The 15,089-nt window shown below is 72.5% G+C and carries 20 protein-coding genes and 1 pseudogene; 9 read left to right on the forward strand and 12 right to left on the reverse strand.

Features of this window, described 5'->3' with window-relative positions:
• Window positions 1–322 precede the first annotated feature (322 nt).
• Window positions 323–1,831 (forward strand): serine hydrolase domain-containing protein, encoded by a 1,509-nt coding sequence (locus tag ACIOJE_RS16770; protein WP_400776908.1) that lies wholly within the window; start codon window positions 323–325, stop codon window positions 1,829–1,831.
• A 53-nt stretch (window positions 1,832–1,884) separates the two neighbouring features.
• Here the strand turns inward: ACIOJE_RS16770 and ACIOJE_RS16775 are convergent, their stop codons facing one another.
• Together ACIOJE_RS16775 and ACIOJE_RS16780 are read right to left on the reverse strand one after the other, a co-directional pair.
• A complete protein-coding gene (locus ACIOJE_RS16775) occupies window positions 1,885–2,070 on the reverse strand; it encodes a DUF397 domain-containing protein (protein ID WP_400776910.1) in 186 nt (61 codons plus the stop codon).
• 3 nt (window positions 2,071–2,073) lie between these two features.
• Window positions 2,074–2,925, reverse strand: coding sequence for a helix-turn-helix domain-containing protein (locus tag ACIOJE_RS16780; protein WP_400776912.1), 852 nt, complete (start codon window positions 2,923–2,925; stop codon window positions 2,074–2,076).
• Between the two features lie 197 nt (window positions 2,926–3,122).
• Here ACIOJE_RS16780 and ACIOJE_RS16785 point away from each other — a divergent pair, with 197 nt between their 5' ends.
• The 3 genes and pseudogenes from ACIOJE_RS16785 to ACIOJE_RS16795 all read left to right on the forward strand — a co-directional run.
• Window positions 3,123–3,503 carry an ATP-binding protein gene (locus ACIOJE_RS16785; protein ID WP_280679963.1) on the forward strand — a complete coding sequence of 127 codons (381 nt, stop codon included), beginning with the start codon at window positions 3,123–3,125 and terminating at the stop codon, window positions 3,501–3,503.
• On the forward strand, window positions 3,500–3,757 hold the full coding sequence (locus tag ACIOJE_RS16790) for a hypothetical protein (RefSeq protein ID WP_280679961.1): 258 nt from the start codon (window positions 3,500–3,502) through the stop codon (window positions 3,755–3,757). The genes ACIOJE_RS16785 and ACIOJE_RS16790 overlap by 4 nt, the downstream gene beginning before the upstream one ends.
• Window positions 3,758–3,949, forward strand: a pseudogene (locus tag ACIOJE_RS16795) (response regulator transcription factor); the annotation flags it as partial.
• 30 nt (window positions 3,950–3,979) lie between these two features.
• Here the strand turns inward: ACIOJE_RS16795 and ACIOJE_RS16800 are convergent.
• From ACIOJE_RS16800 to ACIOJE_RS16815, 4 genes are all read right to left on the reverse strand, one after another.
• The gene (locus ACIOJE_RS16800; RefSeq protein WP_280679959.1) at window positions 3,980–4,414 is read right to left on the reverse strand and encodes an ester cyclase; all 435 of its coding nucleotides are present in this window, start codon (window positions 4,412–4,414) and stop codon (window positions 3,980–3,982) included.
• A 210-nt stretch (window positions 4,415–4,624) separates the two neighbouring features.
• Window positions 4,625–5,458 (reverse strand): NmrA family NAD(P)-binding protein, encoded by an 834-nt coding sequence (locus tag ACIOJE_RS16805; protein WP_400776914.1) that lies wholly within the window; start codon window positions 5,456–5,458, stop codon window positions 4,625–4,627.
• A gap of 263 nt (window positions 5,459–5,721) precedes the next feature.
• Entirely contained in the window at window positions 5,722–6,375 is a 654-nt protein-coding gene (locus ACIOJE_RS16810; protein ID WP_280679955.1) for a DUF6461 domain-containing protein, read from the reverse strand.
• A gap of 206 nt (window positions 6,376–6,581) precedes the next feature.
• Window positions 6,582–7,568, reverse strand: coding sequence for a zinc-binding alcohol dehydrogenase family protein (locus ACIOJE_RS16815; protein ID WP_400776916.1), 987 nt, complete (start codon window positions 7,566–7,568; stop codon window positions 6,582–6,584).
• Window positions 7,569–7,678: 110 nt separating this feature from the next.
• Between ACIOJE_RS16815 and ACIOJE_RS16820 the strand changes: the two genes are divergently transcribed.
• The gene (locus tag ACIOJE_RS16820) at window positions 7,679–8,038 is read left to right on the forward strand and encodes a helix-turn-helix transcriptional regulator (RefSeq protein WP_280679951.1); all 360 of its coding nucleotides are present in this window, start codon (window positions 7,679–7,681) and stop codon (window positions 8,036–8,038) included.
• 76 nt (window positions 8,039–8,114) lie between these two features.
• Here ACIOJE_RS16820 and ACIOJE_RS16825 read toward each other — a convergent pair whose 3' ends face one another.
• Window positions 8,115–8,882 (reverse strand): CDP-alcohol phosphatidyltransferase family protein, encoded by a 768-nt coding sequence (locus tag ACIOJE_RS16825; protein WP_400776917.1) that lies wholly within the window; start codon window positions 8,880–8,882, stop codon window positions 8,115–8,117.
• A 248-nt stretch (window positions 8,883–9,130) separates the two neighbouring features.
• Between ACIOJE_RS16825 and ACIOJE_RS16830 the strand changes: the two genes are divergently transcribed.
• Both ACIOJE_RS16830 and ACIOJE_RS16835 read left to right on the forward strand, forming a co-directional pair.
• Window positions 9,131–9,757, forward strand: a complete 627-nt coding sequence (locus tag ACIOJE_RS16830) for an NUDIX hydrolase (protein ID WP_400776918.1) — start codon at window positions 9,131–9,133, stop codon at window positions 9,755–9,757.
• A gap of 3 nt (window positions 9,758–9,760) precedes the next feature.
• The gene (locus ACIOJE_RS16835; RefSeq protein WP_400776919.1) at window positions 9,761–10,471 is read left to right on the forward strand and encodes an HAD family hydrolase; all 711 of its coding nucleotides are present in this window, start codon (window positions 9,761–9,763) and stop codon (window positions 10,469–10,471) included.
• A 40-nt stretch (window positions 10,472–10,511) separates the two neighbouring features.
• Here ACIOJE_RS16835 and ACIOJE_RS16840 read toward each other — a convergent pair whose 3' ends face one another.
• The 4 genes from ACIOJE_RS16840 to ACIOJE_RS16855 all read right to left on the reverse strand — a co-directional run bounded on the left by ACIOJE_RS16840 (window position 10,512) and on the right by ACIOJE_RS16855 (window position 12,783).
• Entirely contained in the window at window positions 10,512–11,204 is a 693-nt protein-coding gene (locus ACIOJE_RS16840; RefSeq protein WP_400776920.1) for a YidC/Oxa1 family membrane protein insertase, read from the reverse strand.
• A gap of 81 nt (window positions 11,205–11,285) precedes the next feature.
• Window positions 11,286–11,579, reverse strand: a complete 294-nt coding sequence (locus tag ACIOJE_RS16845) for a DUF6412 domain-containing protein (RefSeq protein WP_280679943.1) — start codon at window positions 11,577–11,579, stop codon at window positions 11,286–11,288.
• Window positions 11,580–11,616: 37 nt separating this feature from the next.
• The gene (locus ACIOJE_RS16850) at window positions 11,617–12,306 is read right to left on the reverse strand and encodes a hypothetical protein (protein ID WP_400776921.1); all 690 of its coding nucleotides are present in this window, start codon (window positions 12,304–12,306) and stop codon (window positions 11,617–11,619) included.
• Window positions 12,307–12,309: 3 nt separating this feature from the next.
• Window positions 12,310–12,783 carry a hypothetical protein gene (locus tag ACIOJE_RS16855; RefSeq protein ID WP_400776923.1) on the reverse strand — a complete coding sequence of 158 codons (474 nt, stop codon included), beginning with the start codon at window positions 12,781–12,783 and terminating at the stop codon, window positions 12,310–12,312.
• Window positions 12,784–13,035: 252 nt separating this feature from the next.
• Here ACIOJE_RS16855 and ACIOJE_RS16860 point away from each other — a divergent pair, with 252 nt between their 5' ends.
• A complete protein-coding gene (locus ACIOJE_RS16860; RefSeq protein WP_280679938.1) occupies window positions 13,036–13,320 on the forward strand; it encodes a type II toxin-antitoxin system prevent-host-death family antitoxin in 285 nt (94 codons plus the stop codon).
• Entirely contained in the window at window positions 13,313–13,735 is a 423-nt protein-coding gene (locus ACIOJE_RS16865; RefSeq protein ID WP_400776925.1) for a type II toxin-antitoxin system VapC family toxin, read from the forward strand. The genes ACIOJE_RS16860 and ACIOJE_RS16865 overlap by 8 nt, the downstream gene beginning before the upstream one ends.
• Before the next feature lie 79 nt (window positions 13,736–13,814).
• On the opposite strand, the gene ACIOJE_RS16870 is transcribed toward ACIOJE_RS16865, so the two are convergent.
• A complete protein-coding gene (locus ACIOJE_RS16870) occupies window positions 13,815–14,888 on the reverse strand; it encodes a Gfo/Idh/MocA family oxidoreductase (RefSeq protein WP_400776927.1) in 1,074 nt (357 codons plus the stop codon).
• Window positions 14,889–15,089 lie beyond the last annotated feature (201 nt).

Here is a 15,089-nt window from a genome sequence, read left to right on the forward strand (position 1 = left end):
TAGACGCCCGGCCGGAGCGGAGGGTTTTCCGTGCGGGGTGACCTGGGTCACACGGGGGGTGGTGCTGCGGTCGGGGCGAATTTCAAACGACGTTTGAAAATGGGCGGAGGAGCGCTAGTGTCATGATCGGCAACATCGGACCGCGCCGGGGGGGCGTGGCTCGGAACCGGGGTCGAGGGGGGCCGGACACGCGGTACGCCGCGAGCCGACCGGGCCCGCAGGCCAGCGGTCGCCGGTCGCCGGTCGCCCGGGGACGCTTCCACACTCGATGGCCGCGCCCACCCCCGTCGCATCCGCCCACTGTGATCGCGAAAGAGAGCACATGTCGGAAAACCTGCGCCGTGAAGTGTCCAAGGTCGTCGACCAGGAGGTGGCGAGGATCCTGGAACAGACCGACCGGGACGTCACCCGCACCGTCAACCGCGCGCTGGGCGTGGCCGAGGACGCCGCGACGTTCGACGCCGCCCGCTGGCAGGGCCGGCTCGACGAACTCCTCACCGCCCACCGCATCCCCGGCGCCGTCCTGGCCGTGCTCGCCGACGGCGAGATCCACGACGTGGCCTCCGGCATCCTGCACACGGGCACCGGCGTCGCGGTGAGTACGGACTCCGTGTTCCAGATCGGTTCCGTCAGCAAGGGCTACACCGCCGCGATGGTGGTGCTGCTCGCCGAGGCCGGGAAGCTGGACCTCGACGCGCCGGTCGTCGACGTCCTGCCCGGGTTCGCGGTGGCCGACGCCGAGGCCGGCCGGACCATCACGCCGCGTCAACTGCTCAACCACACCAGCGGCATCGAGGGCGACTACGTCAACGACACCGGCCGCGGCGACGACTGCCTGGCCCGCTACATCGAGGGAGCGCGGGACGTCGGCCTGACCAACCCGCCCGGCGCCACGGTGTCGTACTCCAGCACCGCGTACAACGTGCTCGGCCGGATCGTCGAGGTGGTGACGGGCGGGACGTGGGACGAGGCGCTCAAGGAACTGCTGGTGGCGCCGCTCGGGCTGGAGCACACCATGACCCTGCCCGAGGAGGTGCTGCGCTTCCGGGCGGCGATGGGGCACATGGGGGACCCGGGGGAGGAGCCGGTGCCCACGCCGCTGTGGAACATGCTGCCGCGTTCGGCCGGCCCGTACGGCGGGATCTGCGCGACCGCTGCCGATGTGGCGCGGTTCGCCCGGCTCTTCGTGGACGGTGGCGTCGCGCCGGACGGTACCCGGGTGCTTCCGGGTGCGGTGGTCGAGGCGATGCTCAACCGCGAGGTCGAGATGCCCGACCAGTGGTTCCTCGGGGGTCACTGGGGGCTGGGCTGGGGCCTGTTCGAGTGGGACGGCGTGCGGGGGTTCGGGCACGACGGCAGCACGTTCGGGCAGCTGGCGTACCTGCGGGCGATGCCGGAGAAGGGCCTCGCGGTGGTGCTGCTGACGAACGGCGGCGGGGCTGCGCCCAAGGTGTTCGAGGCGCTGTGCCGGGAGTTGTCGGCTGAACTGGCCGGGGTGACGATGCCCGGGTTCGCGCCGCCTGTGGAGCCGGTGGCGGTGGAGACCGGGGCGTTCCTCGGGAGGTACAAGCGCGAGGGGTTCCTGATGACCATCGCCGGGGGTGAGGGCGAGGGGACGCTGCGTCTGACGTACGAGGGGGCGGACGGGCTGAAGGGGACGTTCGATCCGCTGGTGTGGGAGCTGACGCCGGTGTCGCACACGCCGGAGAAGACGGTGTTCGCGGGGCGGCGGAACGAGAAGGACGCGTGGATACCGGTGGTGTTCTACGCGCTGGAGGACGGAACCAGGTACGTGCACTTCGGCGTCCGGGCGACGGCCAAGGCGGTGTAGGCGGCCGTCGGCTGGGCGGGCCGTTGCTTGAACGGCCCGCCCAGCAGCGGGGGTCAGAGGTCGAACTCCCCGGCGCGGATGGCGGTGAGGAGGTCGCGCCATTCGTCGGTGGTGAGGTGGGCGACGGCGTCGGGCAGGAGACTGCTGCGGATGTAAACGGTGTCGGAAGTGATGGCCACCTCGGGGCAGGCGTTGGCGTCCGCGCAAGCATCAGGGCGCTTCCAGCGTATGGTTTTCATGGCTTAGATCTCTTTCTTGATAAGCCTGATGACGTCACGAGACTGGCTCTCGGTGAGAGAGCGTGTGGTCATCGTGTCGATGATGTGGCGGTAGTTCTCCAAGTGCTTCTGCTCATGCAGGAACGCCGGTCCGCCAACTGCGTCGAGTTGGACAGTGTCAAGGCGGGGAACTGGCCCTTTCGCGTAGAAGACTCCTTGGCCTGCGCCGATGAACCCATTGGAGCTGAAGCTGACTACTCGGAGCGTGACGTGCGGCAGCTCCGAGAACTCAAGCAGCTTGTCCAACTGGTGCTTTGCGGCATCGCGACCACCGAACAACATGCGCAGGGCGGCTTCGTGGACCAACGCCGAGTACGGTCGGCCTCCTTCGCGCATCAGTAGCGTCGAGCGCTGGAGCCGATGCTCAAGGCGGGCTTCGAGGAGGCGCGGTGGGAGTGGCGGGTAGAGATCGTTGAATATGGCTCTCCCGTACCCTTCCGTCTGCATAGCGCCAGGAACATGCGAAACCTGGTACGTGCGCATTCCGTTGGCGAAGTACTCCATCTCGGCAATGTCGAGGAAGCCGACCGGCACGGAACCTCGGTAGTCCTCCCACCAACCCTTGTGGCGTTCCTCGGCCATGGCCCCGAGCGCCTCGATGAAGGCGGTGTCGCTCTCCTGGAACTCGGAGGCGAGCATCCGCACCCGCTCAGCGGTGACCGGGTAGTTCCCCTTCTCGATCTGGGTGATCTTCGTTCGCGCAAACCCGAACAGCGCGGCAGCTTCGGCGGTCGTGCGGCCTGCGCAGTCGCGCATCTTCCGCAGCTCGGTGCCTACTCGTTCCTGCCTGGCTGACGGGGTGGTTCGTGGTGGCATGCCCCCAAGCATCCATCGCGACCCCTTGAAGGGTCCAGCAATCCATCGATCGAGTGAAGTGTGGGGGTAGAAGTACCCCAACATGTACCACCGATGCCCTACAGTCTGTGATGCACCGATCACCGAACGGGCGTCAGTAACGCTGCCCCGCATCGCAGCCCGCTCGGCGTATCCCCTTACCCCTCAGGGAGATTCCCGTGTGTAACCCCAACCTCAACTCCCCCTCCCTCACCCTCTCCCGCGAGACCCTGCGCGACGCCATGACCCGCGCCGGCTGGCCGTCCTCCGTCATCGTCGACGCCGAACTCGCCCTCGCCGAACTCATCGTCAACGCCTGGCGTCACGGCGAGACGACCTCCCCCGTCGTCCTCATCCTCATCCTCGACAACACCCTCCGCGTCACCGTCGCCGACCGCTCCTCCGCCTTCCCCGAACAGCGAACGCCCTCCGCCCTCGCCGAGACCGGACGAGGCCTCCAGCTCGTCGACGGCCTCACCGACCGCTGGGGCGTCGACCCCCAGAAACTCGGCAAGAGCGTCTGGTTCGAGCTGGACTTCGAGCTGGACGGTGTCGCGTGAGCGCGCACCAGCCCATCCACCCGGCGGACCCGGCCCTGCGTTATCTCACCGGCCGGGAGATCACCCAACTCATCGTCGAACTCCGCATCGAAGGGCGCGAGTTCGGTCTCCTCTGGCCCTCCGCCAGGCCCGGTGAGACCGTCCTCAACGGCCGCGTCCTCGTCGAGCTCGGCAACATTCCGGCCAGCACCCTGATCAACCTCCTCGCGCTCCTGCGCGAGTACAAGCGCGAGCGGGACCGCCGGCGATGCTAGACCGGGCTGACCCCGCAAGAGCTGTGGACCGCACGCCCGGTCGCGCGTGGCGACACCTCCAGGGAGGTCGCCGCCGCGCTGTTCCTCAGCCCCCGCACCGTCGGCGCCCACCCGCGCAACGTCTTCCGCACACTCGGCGTCTCCTCACGGCGCGAGCTCCGGAACCGGCCTACGACCGTGCTCCAACCGTGAGCACCGGACACGCCGCGACCTGACGGGTGTTCATGCCGTACCGAGTCCGGCGCCGAGCTGCTCCATGAGGGAGAAGAGGTTCGCCACCCCCCAGTGCTCGCTGATCTTTCCGTCGACCACTCGCATGGCGTCCACGGTCTCGAAGTGGATCCTCCGGCCGGTGGGTGCGACTCCGAGGAACTCGCCGCTGTGGGTGCCGTGGTAGGTCTTGAAAGTGGTGATGAGGTTGCCGTCGGCGGCCTGCCAGTGGATCTCGGCGTGGAAGTCGGGGAACGCCGCCCGCAGTACCCGGTAGAGCTCCAGCGCGCCGGCCTTGTCGGGGGTGCGGCCCGGCTGGGGAGTGTGATCGACGAAGTCGTCGGCCCAGAGCTCGTCGAACAGGGCCCAGTCACCGCCGCCCTGGACCTCCTCGGTGTTGCGCCGAACAACGGCCTTGGCGGCTTCGCTCACATCGTTCTGGTTCACGGGAGGCCCTTCTGTACGGACTGTTCTGTCTGCCTGGCGTTGGCCGGGGCTGTGCTGCCCGGGCCCGGGTGGTCGCCTGCTGATCCAGCGTCAGACTACCGAGGTCGGGCCGCTGTCGACGGCGAGCGCGGCTCCGCTCGACTCGGCTCGTCAGCCTCTCCGCAGGCCCAGACCGAGCGCGACTCGCGCACCGGGGGACTTCTGGGACCGCTACCGGAAGTCGTCCGCGTGCTCCCGGGCCCACGAGCGGAAGCTTCGTGCCGGGCGTCCGAGCACCTGCTCCACGGTGTCCGTCACCCGCTCCGGCTCGTGCGTGAACGACTCCCAGGCCCGCAGCCTGGATTCGACGAACGCCGCGTTCCCCCAGGCCGCCGTCAACTGCTCGCGGGCGGTCTCCGGCGGCAGGTCCTCCCACCGCACCTCGGAGCCGATCTCCTCGCCGATGATCCCGGCCAGCTCGGCGTGGGCGATCGACTCGGGCCCGGTGATCACGTACTTCGCCCCGTCATGCCCCTCCGTCGTCAGCGCCCGCACCACCACGTCCGCGATGTCGCGCTCGTGGATCAGCGACCGGCGGGCCTGCCCGTACGGCCAGCGGACCACCCCCTGCCGGACCTGGTCGGCCCACCCGAGCATGTTCGTCGCGAAGTCGATCGCCCGCACGAACGTCCAGCCCAGGCCGGACGCCCTGATCAGCCGCTCGATCTCCTGGTGGAAGATCGTGGCCGGCTCGCCGTCGGCGAGGTCGGCCACGTCCGCCGACAGGTACACAACGCGCTTGGCGTGCGCGGCGATCAGCTCCACCGCGCGCGGCTGCACCGGGATCCCCGGCCACATCAGATAGACGCTCTCCACCCCGGGCAGCGCCGCCTCCAGGCTCTCCGGCGACGCCAGATCACCCCGGACGGCCTCCACCCCCTCGGGCAGCGAGGCCCGGTCCGGGTCCCGCACCAACGCCCTTACCCCGAACCCGCCTTCGGCCAGCGAGGACACCACATGCCGGCCCACATTGCCGGTCGCACCGATCACCAGAACCTTGGTCACGCCCCGCCCAACACCCGCCGGCCCCGAACTATGCCTACCAGCCGTGCTGCACCGGTCCGATGGCCCTCAGCCGCGCCTTCCCGGCCAGCCACTCCGCGCGCTGGGCAGGAAGCCTCCCAGGCCCGGCACCGCGGATCACCCGAATGTCCGAGCGCGCCGGCGTGCGTGGAGAGCCCTGTGATCGGGCAACCGCACCTGCACTTCCATGGCTTGCCCAGGACCGCGCGGACCGGCGGACGCGCGTGAAGATCAAGCCGAGGGCATCAGGCGAAGGGAGCGGCCCACAGCGGGATACGGCGGAGATCGTCCAGTGTGCACTGCAGTCCTGCCAGTGCGCAGAGCACGCGCATGTTGATCGCAGCGTCGGGTTCGTCATCGTCGAGGTGGTCCCGCTCGAAGATCCCGGCGGCCGCGACGGCGTCGCGCAGCCCAGCGGGGATCTCCTCGGCATCATGAGCCGGGTCGAGTTCCTCGAAGATCGAGAACAGCAGCTCGCCGTCGACCGCATAGTCGAGGTTCGTGTCGGCATTGATGGAGAAGGTGCAGGTGGCAGCCTGCTTGCCCGTGGTCGACAGCAGCTTCGCCGGAGATTCGCCGTCCTCCCCGAAGGAGGTCAGGCCGCCATCGTCGTAGACGAACGTCCAGTCACCCACCCGGCCGGACAGGAGCGCGGCGCCGCTGTCCGTCGGGTCGATCGCCGCACGCGCGAGCGAGGTCCATGCGTCAGGGCGCTGCGCCGGCAGCTCACAGGGGTTGATGAGCTGTGGTGTGGCGCCCAGCGCCAGCAGGGCGTCCGTCGGGCTCAGATCGCGGACCACATGCACGGTGTGGTTCGGATCGTCCGCCGCCAGGTCCGTGATCCAGACGGGGCCTCCGTCCTCATCGAGGGTGCCGGGTCCGAAGCCGGGCGTTGGCATGTGCCCTCCTTGCGCAGGTTCTGAGTCACCCACGGGAACGGTGCCGATCGCCGGAACGGTTCAATCCCGTGCGGCCCCCTGCGCTGGAAGTCGGCCTGGCCGACTTCCAGCGCAGGGGGCCGCCGCTCAGAGCGGGGCGATGGTCACGCCGTCGGGGGTGAGGCAGGAATTGATCAGGTCCGATTCGTCCGGCGGCCCGACCCGGATCAACCCGCCACGCGTGCCACGTACTTGCCGGTGGCGCGGCCCTCCGCCATGGCGTCGTGGGCGGCGGGGACGGCGGCCAGGTCGGGCAGTTCGGTGACCGGCAGGGCGAGCCCGCCGCCGGCCATCAGGTCGAGGACGCGGCCGATCGCCCGCCCCAGCCGGGCGGGGGCCGTGGCGGCCAGGGCCCGGTGGCTGAAGCCGGTGACGGTGAGGTTGCCCGCCATCAGCCGGCCGAGCGGGGGCAGGTCGGTGACGGCGCCGCCGCCCGCGTTGCCGAACAGGACGATCCGGCCGCCGGGCGCGGCCAGGTCCAGGTCGAGTTCCAGCGCGTCGGTGCCGAGCGGGTCGAGGACGAGGTCGACGCCCCGGCCGTCGGTGGCGGCCCGGACGGCGTCGCGCAGGCCCTCGTCGCGGGCGAAGGCATGGTCGTAGCCGGTGGCGACGGCGGCCGCGGCCTTCTCCGGGCGGCCCACCGTGCCGATCAGCCGGCCGCCGCCGAGCAGCGGGACCAGTTGGGCGACCGCGTTGCCGATCCCGCCGCCGGCCGAGTGCACCAGGACGGTGTCCCCGGCGGTGAAGCGGCCCGCGTCGGTGAGCAGCAGGATCGCGGTGGCCAGCCCGAGCGGGGCGGCGGCGGCCTCGCGCAGCGCCAGTCCGTCCGGGACGGGCACGGTGAGCGCGGCCTCGGCGAGCACCACCTCGGCCAGGCCGCCGCCGGTGGGTGCGGCGACCACCCGGTCGCCCGGCGCCAGCCCGGTGACGCCCTCGCCGACCGCCCGGACGGTGCCGGCCACCTCCTTGCCCGGCCGGTACGGCCAGGCGGTGACGTACCCGGCGTCGCCCCGGCGGCCCATCACATCGACGAAGTTCAGTCCGGCGTAGGCGACGTCGACCGCCACCTGGCCGGGGCCGGGGCGCGGCGCCTCGACCTCCCGGATCTCCGTGTTCTCGGCTCCACCGGGTGCGGTCATCACCAGTGCGCGCATGTCGGGCCCCCTCGGCTACGATGTTCGACGAACAACGAAATTGACGTGGGGCAAGTGGTACCACGCAGTTTCGATGATTGTCGAACATCGCAGACCAGGGAGGTCGGACCATGCCCCGCAGCACCCGGCGCCGACCGGCGCTCGCCCACCCCGCGACCGAGGAGATCGACCTGTTCGACGTCCTGCACGCGCTCTCCGACCCCACCCGGATGACCATCGTGCGGACCCTGCGCGCCGAACCCGAACGGGCCTGTGGCACCTTCCCCGTGGACGTCGCCCCCTCCACCCTCAGCCACCACTTCAAGGTGCTGCGCGAGTCCGGCCTGATCCGCCAGCGCGAGGAGGCCAACCGCCGGCTCACCGCGCTGCGCACCGTCGACCTGGAGCAGCGCTTCCCCGGCCTGCTCGACACCGTCCTGGCCGCCCACGCGCAAGCCCCTGCCGTCGCCGAGGACGGGCAGGGGCTCTAGGGCCGGACAGGCCCTAGCGGGCCGAACGGCGGGCGGCCGCGCGACGGATGGGCGGGCGCAGCCGGCGCAGGCGCCGTCAGCGCAGGCGCGAGGAGGACAGGATCGACGCCAGGTGCGCCACCACCATGCCCCAGGTGATCACCGCGATCCCCGCGACCGCCGCCCGCGTCGCGTCAAGGTTGCCGAGCGCCGCGTCCACCGCGGCCGCCGCCAGCAGCACCAGGGAGGCCTCGATGCCGTTCGTCACCCGGTGGATCTTGAACACGGAGGCGAACCGTCGCGCGGTCGCGATGCCCTGCGAGCGCGGCTGGGTGGACTCCTCGTCCGCCGGCGGCTGCCCGCTGCGGGCCCGGGCCACGTCCACCAGGTCCGTCGAGGCCTTGAGCAGCACCACGCCCAGCGCGGCCGCCAGGCCCACCGACACCCACAGCTCCGACCCGCCCCGGGCCGCCCGCACGCCCGCGCCGATCATCAGCGCCGCGTCCGCCAGATAGGCGCCGAGCCGGTCCACATACACCCCGGCCATGCTGAACTGCCGTTTCCAGCGCGCCACTTCACCGTCGACACAGTCGAAGAGCAGGAACAGCTGGAACAGCACCGCCGCCAGTACCGCACCCGTCAGGCCCGGGATCAGCAGGGCCGCCCCGCCGCCGACCCCGCACACCACCATGACCCAGGTGAGGGTGTTCGGCGAGACCGACGTCCGCACCAACTGCCGGGTCGTGCGCAGCGAGATGCGGCGCATGTACAGCCGCCCCGCCCAGTGCTCACCGTTGCGGCTCTGCAGCTTGGCCTGCGGCTGGCACACCTCGCGCAGCTCCGCGAGTGCCGGAGCAGCCACCATGACGACATCCCTCCACCTGTCCCGAAACGATCACCTCAGGCTACGGCCTCCCGGACCCCGCCCCGACCGGCCGGTTGCCACCGCCCGCAGGGGTGAGGACCACGGCCCACCGGGTCGAAAACCGGTGGGCCGCCGAACCGCCCCCGGGCTAGGCTGCGCGGGTTCGCCGGAACCCGAGGCCCCGGCCCCGATCACCCGCCCCCGCAAGCCGGTTGACGTGGTCCGGAGCGGAACGAGGAGTGCTGATCATGGTGACCACGGGCGGCGCGGCACAGAGTCCGGGCCTGACCGAACTACTGGCCCGGCACCGACCGCAGGGCCCGACGGAGACCGCCGACCACGAGCGCGCCCGCCACCTCGCCGAGGCCGCCGCCGGGGTCGCCGCCGGAGCCGTCGTCGGAGCCGGAGCCGGAGCCGCCGATGTCTGGGACCGGACGACCCCGCTGCACTTCACCGCCTCCGCGCTGATCGTCCACCCGCCGACCCGGCGCGTGCTGCTGCGCTGGCACGTCCGCCAACAGGCCTGGCTCCAGGTCGGCGGACACGGCGACCCGGGGGAGACCCGGCCGCTGGACATCGCGCTGCGCGAAGGCCTGGAGGAGACCGGGATCACCGACCTCACCTCGTGGCCCGACGCCGCCCTCGTCCACCTCGTCGTCGTCCCCGTCCCGGCCTCGCCCGCCGAACCGGCCCACGAACACGCCGACCTGCGCTTCCTGCTCGCCACCGACACCCCGGAGCAGGCCCGGCCGGAGAACCCCGCCGCCCCGCTGGAGTGGCTCACCATCGCCGAGGCCCGGCAGCGGACCACCGAGGACAACCTCCGCGAGACCCTCGACCGGGCCGGCCGCCTGCTCGACGCCCTTCCCGTCTGACCAGTGGACCCCCTGGAGAACACCCGGATGCACACCGACCAGACCCTCATCTTCGACGCCGACGACACGCTCTGGGAGAACAACGTCCTCTTCGAGCGCGTCATCGACGGCTTCCTGGACTGGGTCTCCACCCCGGCCGAGCGGGACCGCACCAGGACCCTCCTCGACGGGATCGAAGCCGCCAACTCCGCCGCCCTCGGCTACGGCGCCGCCGTCTTCCGGCAGAGCCTCGCCGACTGCCTGCGGCGGCTGAACGACGACCGCACCCCCACCCCGGCCGAGGAGGCCCGGATCGAGGAACTCCTCGCCCCGCTCACCGGCCGCGGGATCGAGCTGATCCCCGGCGTCGCCGACACCCTCGCCACGCTCGCCGGGCGCCACCACCTGCTGCTGCTCACCAAGGGCGACCTCGACGAGCAGCAGCGGAAGGTGACGGCCTCCACGATCGACCACCACTTCCAGGGCGTCCACATCGTGGCCGAGAAGTCGGCGGAGACCTACCGGCGGCTCACCGCCGACCTCCGCCTCGACCCCGACCGCACCTGGATGATCGGCAACTCGCCCAAGTCCGACATCGCCCCTGCCCGCCAGGCCGGCCTGCGCACGGTCTTCATCCCGCACGAGCACACCTGGGTCCTGGAGCACGCGGACCTCGGCCCCGACGAGGCGACCCTGCGGCTGGCGACCTTCCCCGAACTGCTGCGGCACTTCTGACGGACGGCGGCGGCGTCGGCCGCGATGTCGACGGCGGCGCTCACAGCACGAGCGCCGCCGCCGGCGCCGGGGTGCCACCCCGGTGCAGCCACGCCCGCTCCGTGGTCGACCACACGCTCGTCGTCACCACGTAGAGCGCGGCGGCCACCGGCACCAGCGCCGCGAACAGTACCGACCCGAACGACAGGTACGGCAGCAGCCCCGCCCCCGGCTGAGGGGTCGCCTGCGCGGCCGTCGCCCGCCTGGCCCGACGGAAGTTGACGTACCCGACCGCCGCCAGCGCGGCGTACAGCAGGCCGAACACCGCCAGCTGGCCCGCGCCGTGCGCGCTCCCCACGTGCAGGCCGAGCGGCACGCCGAACAGGGTGTGGTCCTGCAGGTCGTTCGGGGTGGTGAACAGGCGGTACATCACCGAGAAGAACGGAAGCTGCAGCAGCATCGGCAGACACCCCGCGAACGGTGAGGCCTGCTCCTCCCGGTACAACTCGGCCAGCGCCTCCCGCAGCTTCTCCGGGCGGTTCTTGTACTTCTTGTTCAACTCGGCGACCCTCGGCGCCAGCCGGGCCCGCGCCTTCTCCCCGCGCGCCGCCGCCCGCGCCAGCGGATGCAGCGCCAGTCGGACGGCGACGGTGAACAGGACGATCGCCAGCGCCGTCGGCAGCACCTGGGCCAGCGCGGTGACGGCGGTATGGGCAACGGCGACGGCAGGGTCGAGAACAGCGAGAACAGACATGGTGAAGCGAGCCCTCCGGGGGTCTCAGAACATGAGTGATCGGCGGAGGACGGCCGCGGGAAACGGCGGAAGAGGACGAAACTACGCGGCCGCCAGGGCCGCACCCGGTGCCCTCGGGCGTCGCCGGCCCCGGGCGTCCGGATCACGCTGCGGCAGGAACGCCGTACCGAACGCACGCCGCCGCAACACCCCGCTGCGCACCGCCGCGGGCGCCCGCGCCCCCGGCAGCCGCGCCCCGGCCAGCGTGCCCGCGACGGCACCGGCCACCAGCGCCACGGCGGCGACTGCCGCCACCGAGGCGAACGTCCCGCCCTCGGTCATCAACTCGCCGGTCAGCACCCGGAGCAGGCCGAGCAGCATCGTGACGACGGCCATACGCTGCTCCCCCTTCGGTGCCACGGACCCACGGACTTCAGACGTTGAGGACGATCGCCGTGCCCGTCGAGTTCCCGCCCGGACGGGAATTCCTCCGGGCCTGCGCTCCGCGGCTCTCCGTCCGGTCCGGGGCGCCGGGTCCGCCTTCATCGGGGGCGACCTCGGCGCCCGCGACCTTCGCGGGGTTGAGCGCGTGCAGGGCGGCGGCTGCGGCGGTGTCGGCCTCGGTGGCGGCGGACACGGCGTCCTCCATGATCGCGACGTGCCGCCGGAGTTCGTCCCGCGTCCGCCGGTGGCGGGCGACGGCCGCCGGGTCGTGGCGCGCAGCGGGCGGCAGGCCGGGGAGGGTGACCGTGCCGTCCTCGGCCACGGTCGCGCCCAGGGCCTCGGCGTCGCCGATCGCCCGCAGGAGCCGCCGGCCGGCCTCGGTGAAGGCCGACCCGGCCCGGTGCAGGGCCGCGGAGACGGCCAGCGCCTCGTAGTGGAAGGCGCGCAGTTCGTCGGCGAGGAGACCGATCTCCCGCACCGCCTCGTCGGCGGCCGCGCCGCTCCACGGTCGGCTGCCGCCCGGCGGGGCGGAGTCGGGGTCGCCGGTCAGTGTCCGGATGACGTCGGCCCGCATCCGGGCGCTGACGTGTTCCATGTGGCCGGACACGCCGTTCCAGGTGTCGCCGGCCCGGTCGAGGGCTTCGAAGGAGGAGCGGCGGAGCTGGGCGAAGGTCACCATGGCTCACGGTGCCTTGCCGGGATCGGCGGCACAGGCGGTGCAGGCGGTGGAGTCGGCGGGGATGTCGGAGTCGGCGGGGACGTCGGGGACCTCGGGGGTGCCGTGGGCGCGAGCGGTGGCGTCCAGGCGGTCGGCGGCCAGGCCCAGCCGGTGGTCGAAGCTCGTCCAGCGGGCCTTCCACCAGGTGAGCGCCTGCGCCAGGGCGGGCCCACTGCTCCACCCGTCGTCCAGGGCGTGGACCGCCGCGTCCGTGTCCGGCCCGGCCCGGCCGACTAAGTGCTTCAGGTCGCCGCGCAGGCGGCGGGATGCCCCGGCAGCCCGCTGGAGTGCGACCGGTTCCACGTGGACGGGGCTGCCCGTGGTGGCCCCGCCCGCCCAGGGACCTGCGGTCGGGGCCGGGGAGAGCGGTCCGGCCGTCGGCGGGTCGTCCTGGCCGTAGAGCCAGGGGTTCTGCTTCTGCTCGCTCGTGTCGGTCACGACAGAGCCCCCCTCTGTACGAACGATGGCCCCCGAACCTAGCGGACCCGCCGGGGCGCGGAGGCGTTTTCACAGGGTTACGACCGGGGGGACGCGAGGGGGACACGGAGGCCGGTGCGAGGGGGACGCGGGGGCGGGCGCGAGGGGGACGCGGGGACCGGTGCGAGGGGGACGCGGGGGCGGGCGCGAGGCGATGCCCGGGCGGCTGCGGGAGGTGTAGCCACGGGTGCTACGCGGGGCTACCGTGGAAGCGTGAAGACGATTACCCAGCGGGAGTTCCGGAACAACTCCGCCGCGGTGATGGACGCGGTGGAGGCCGGCGAGACCTTCCACATCACCAGGAACGGGGTCGAGGTCGCGGAGCTGCGCCCGGTGTCCGGGCGGCGGCGACTCACGGCGGAGGAACTGGTGGCGCGGCACGTGAAGCTGCCGCGGGTGGACTACCAGGAGATGCGCAAGGAGGCCGAGGAGTACTTCGGCCCCGAGGAACTGGTGGGCGACGAGGACGACGACCCGTTCGAGCGGCGGCGTGGCTGAGCGCAGACGGGCGCCCCGGCGGCGGCCGGCCGGGGTGCTCGACACCTGTGTCTACATCGACTTGGCGCTGCTCTCCCCGGCGGACCTGCCGGCCGTCCCGGAGCTGACCGCGATCACCTTCGCGGAACTGCAGCAGGGCGTGTCGATGGCCCGCGACGCGGTCAGCCGGGCGGCCCGGCTGGAGGTGCTGGGCGCGGCGATGGCCGACTTCGACCCGCTGCCGTTCGACGCGGCCGCCGCCGCCCGCTACGGGACGCTGGTCACCCTCACCATCGCCGCGGGCCGGCAGCCGCGCCCGCGCCGGATCGACCTGATGATCGCCGCCGTCGCCTCGGCCCACGGCCTGCCGCTGTACACCCGCAACGTCGCGGACTTCCGGGGCCTGGGCTCGGCGGTGGAGATCATCGGACTCTGACGGCCGCCGCCCCTCGACGCCCGGTCCGAGAAGCCGAGGTCGAGGGGACGGCGGGCCCGTCGGGCGCTTCGGGCCCCGCTCAGTCCAGGCGGACCGTCGTGCCCGTGGCGGCGGAGGCGCGGGCGGCCTCCAGCACGGTGAGGGTGGCCACCGCGTCGCGCGGGTCGACCGGGGGCGGGGTGCCGGGGGAGGCCAGGGCGGCGGCGATGCCGGCGTAGTAGGCGGGGTAGTCGCCCGGGTCGGTGGGGAGTTCGATCGCGGACTCGTCGGTGCCCAGGGTGCCGTAGTACGAGGGCTGGTCGGCGCCCCACGGGTGGGTGCCGTCCGGGCGGCGTCCGGCGCGCAGGTCCGCCTCCTGCGGGTCCATGCCGGGCTTGACGTACCCGGCGGTGTCGCCGAGCACCCGCAGTCGGGGGCCGATCAGCGGGGTGATGGCGCTGGTCCACAGGTGCGAGCGGGTGCCGGAGGCGTGGGTGAGGGCGAGGAACGCGTCGTCGTCGACGACCGCACCGTCCCGGCGCACGTCGATCTCCGCGTAGACCGTCTCCACCGGGCCGAACAGGGTCAGCGCCTGGTCGACCAGGTGGCTGCCCAGGTCGTACAGCGTCCCGCCGACCTCGGCGGGGTCGGCGAGCTCGCGCCAGCCGGGCTTGGGCTTGGGGCGGAACCGCTCGAAGCGGGACTCGAAGCGGTGCACCCGGCCGAGCGCGCCGCCCCGGACCAGCCGGGCGGCGGTCAGGAAGTCCCCGTCCCAGCGCCGGTTCTGGAAGACAGAGAGCAGGGTGCCCCGGGCCTCGGCGAGCCGGCACAGCTCCAGCGCCTCGGCGGCGGTGCCGGCCAGCGGCTTGTCGACGACGGTGGCCAGCCCGGCGCGCAGGGCGGCGTGGGCGAGCGGGGCGTGGGTGCGGTTGGGCGAGGCAATGACGACCAGGTCGAGCGCGTCCGGGTCGGCGAGTAGCTGCTCCGGGGTGTCGACGGCGCGGGCGCCAGGGTGTTCGCGGCTCAGCTGCTCGCGGCGCTCGGGATTGGCGGTGACCACGGCGTCCAGGCGCAGCCCGGGCGTGGTGGCGATGAGCGGGGCGTGGAATGCGGAGCCGGCCAGGCCGTAGCCGATCAGGCCGACGCGGAACGGGCGGGAGGTCTCGGGGCTCATGCGCTCACTCAATCACGCGGCGCCCGGTTGCTCCCGGTATCGGGGGGCAGGGCCTGGGGGGACGGCCCAGCGGGCGGTGGTGCCGCGGTGGTCCCGTGGTGGTGTTCCGGTGGGCGGGACGCGCTGCCGTCGGGCAGACGTGCGGATTAGGCTGTGCCGCGTCAGGGCCATCGCAAGACGTTGCAACACTTCGGGAGACAC

The sequence above is a fragment of the Kitasatospora sp. NPDC087861 genome (genome assembly GCF_044742585.1).
GTDB lineage: Bacteria > Actinomycetota > Actinomycetes > Streptomycetales > Streptomycetaceae > Kitasatospora.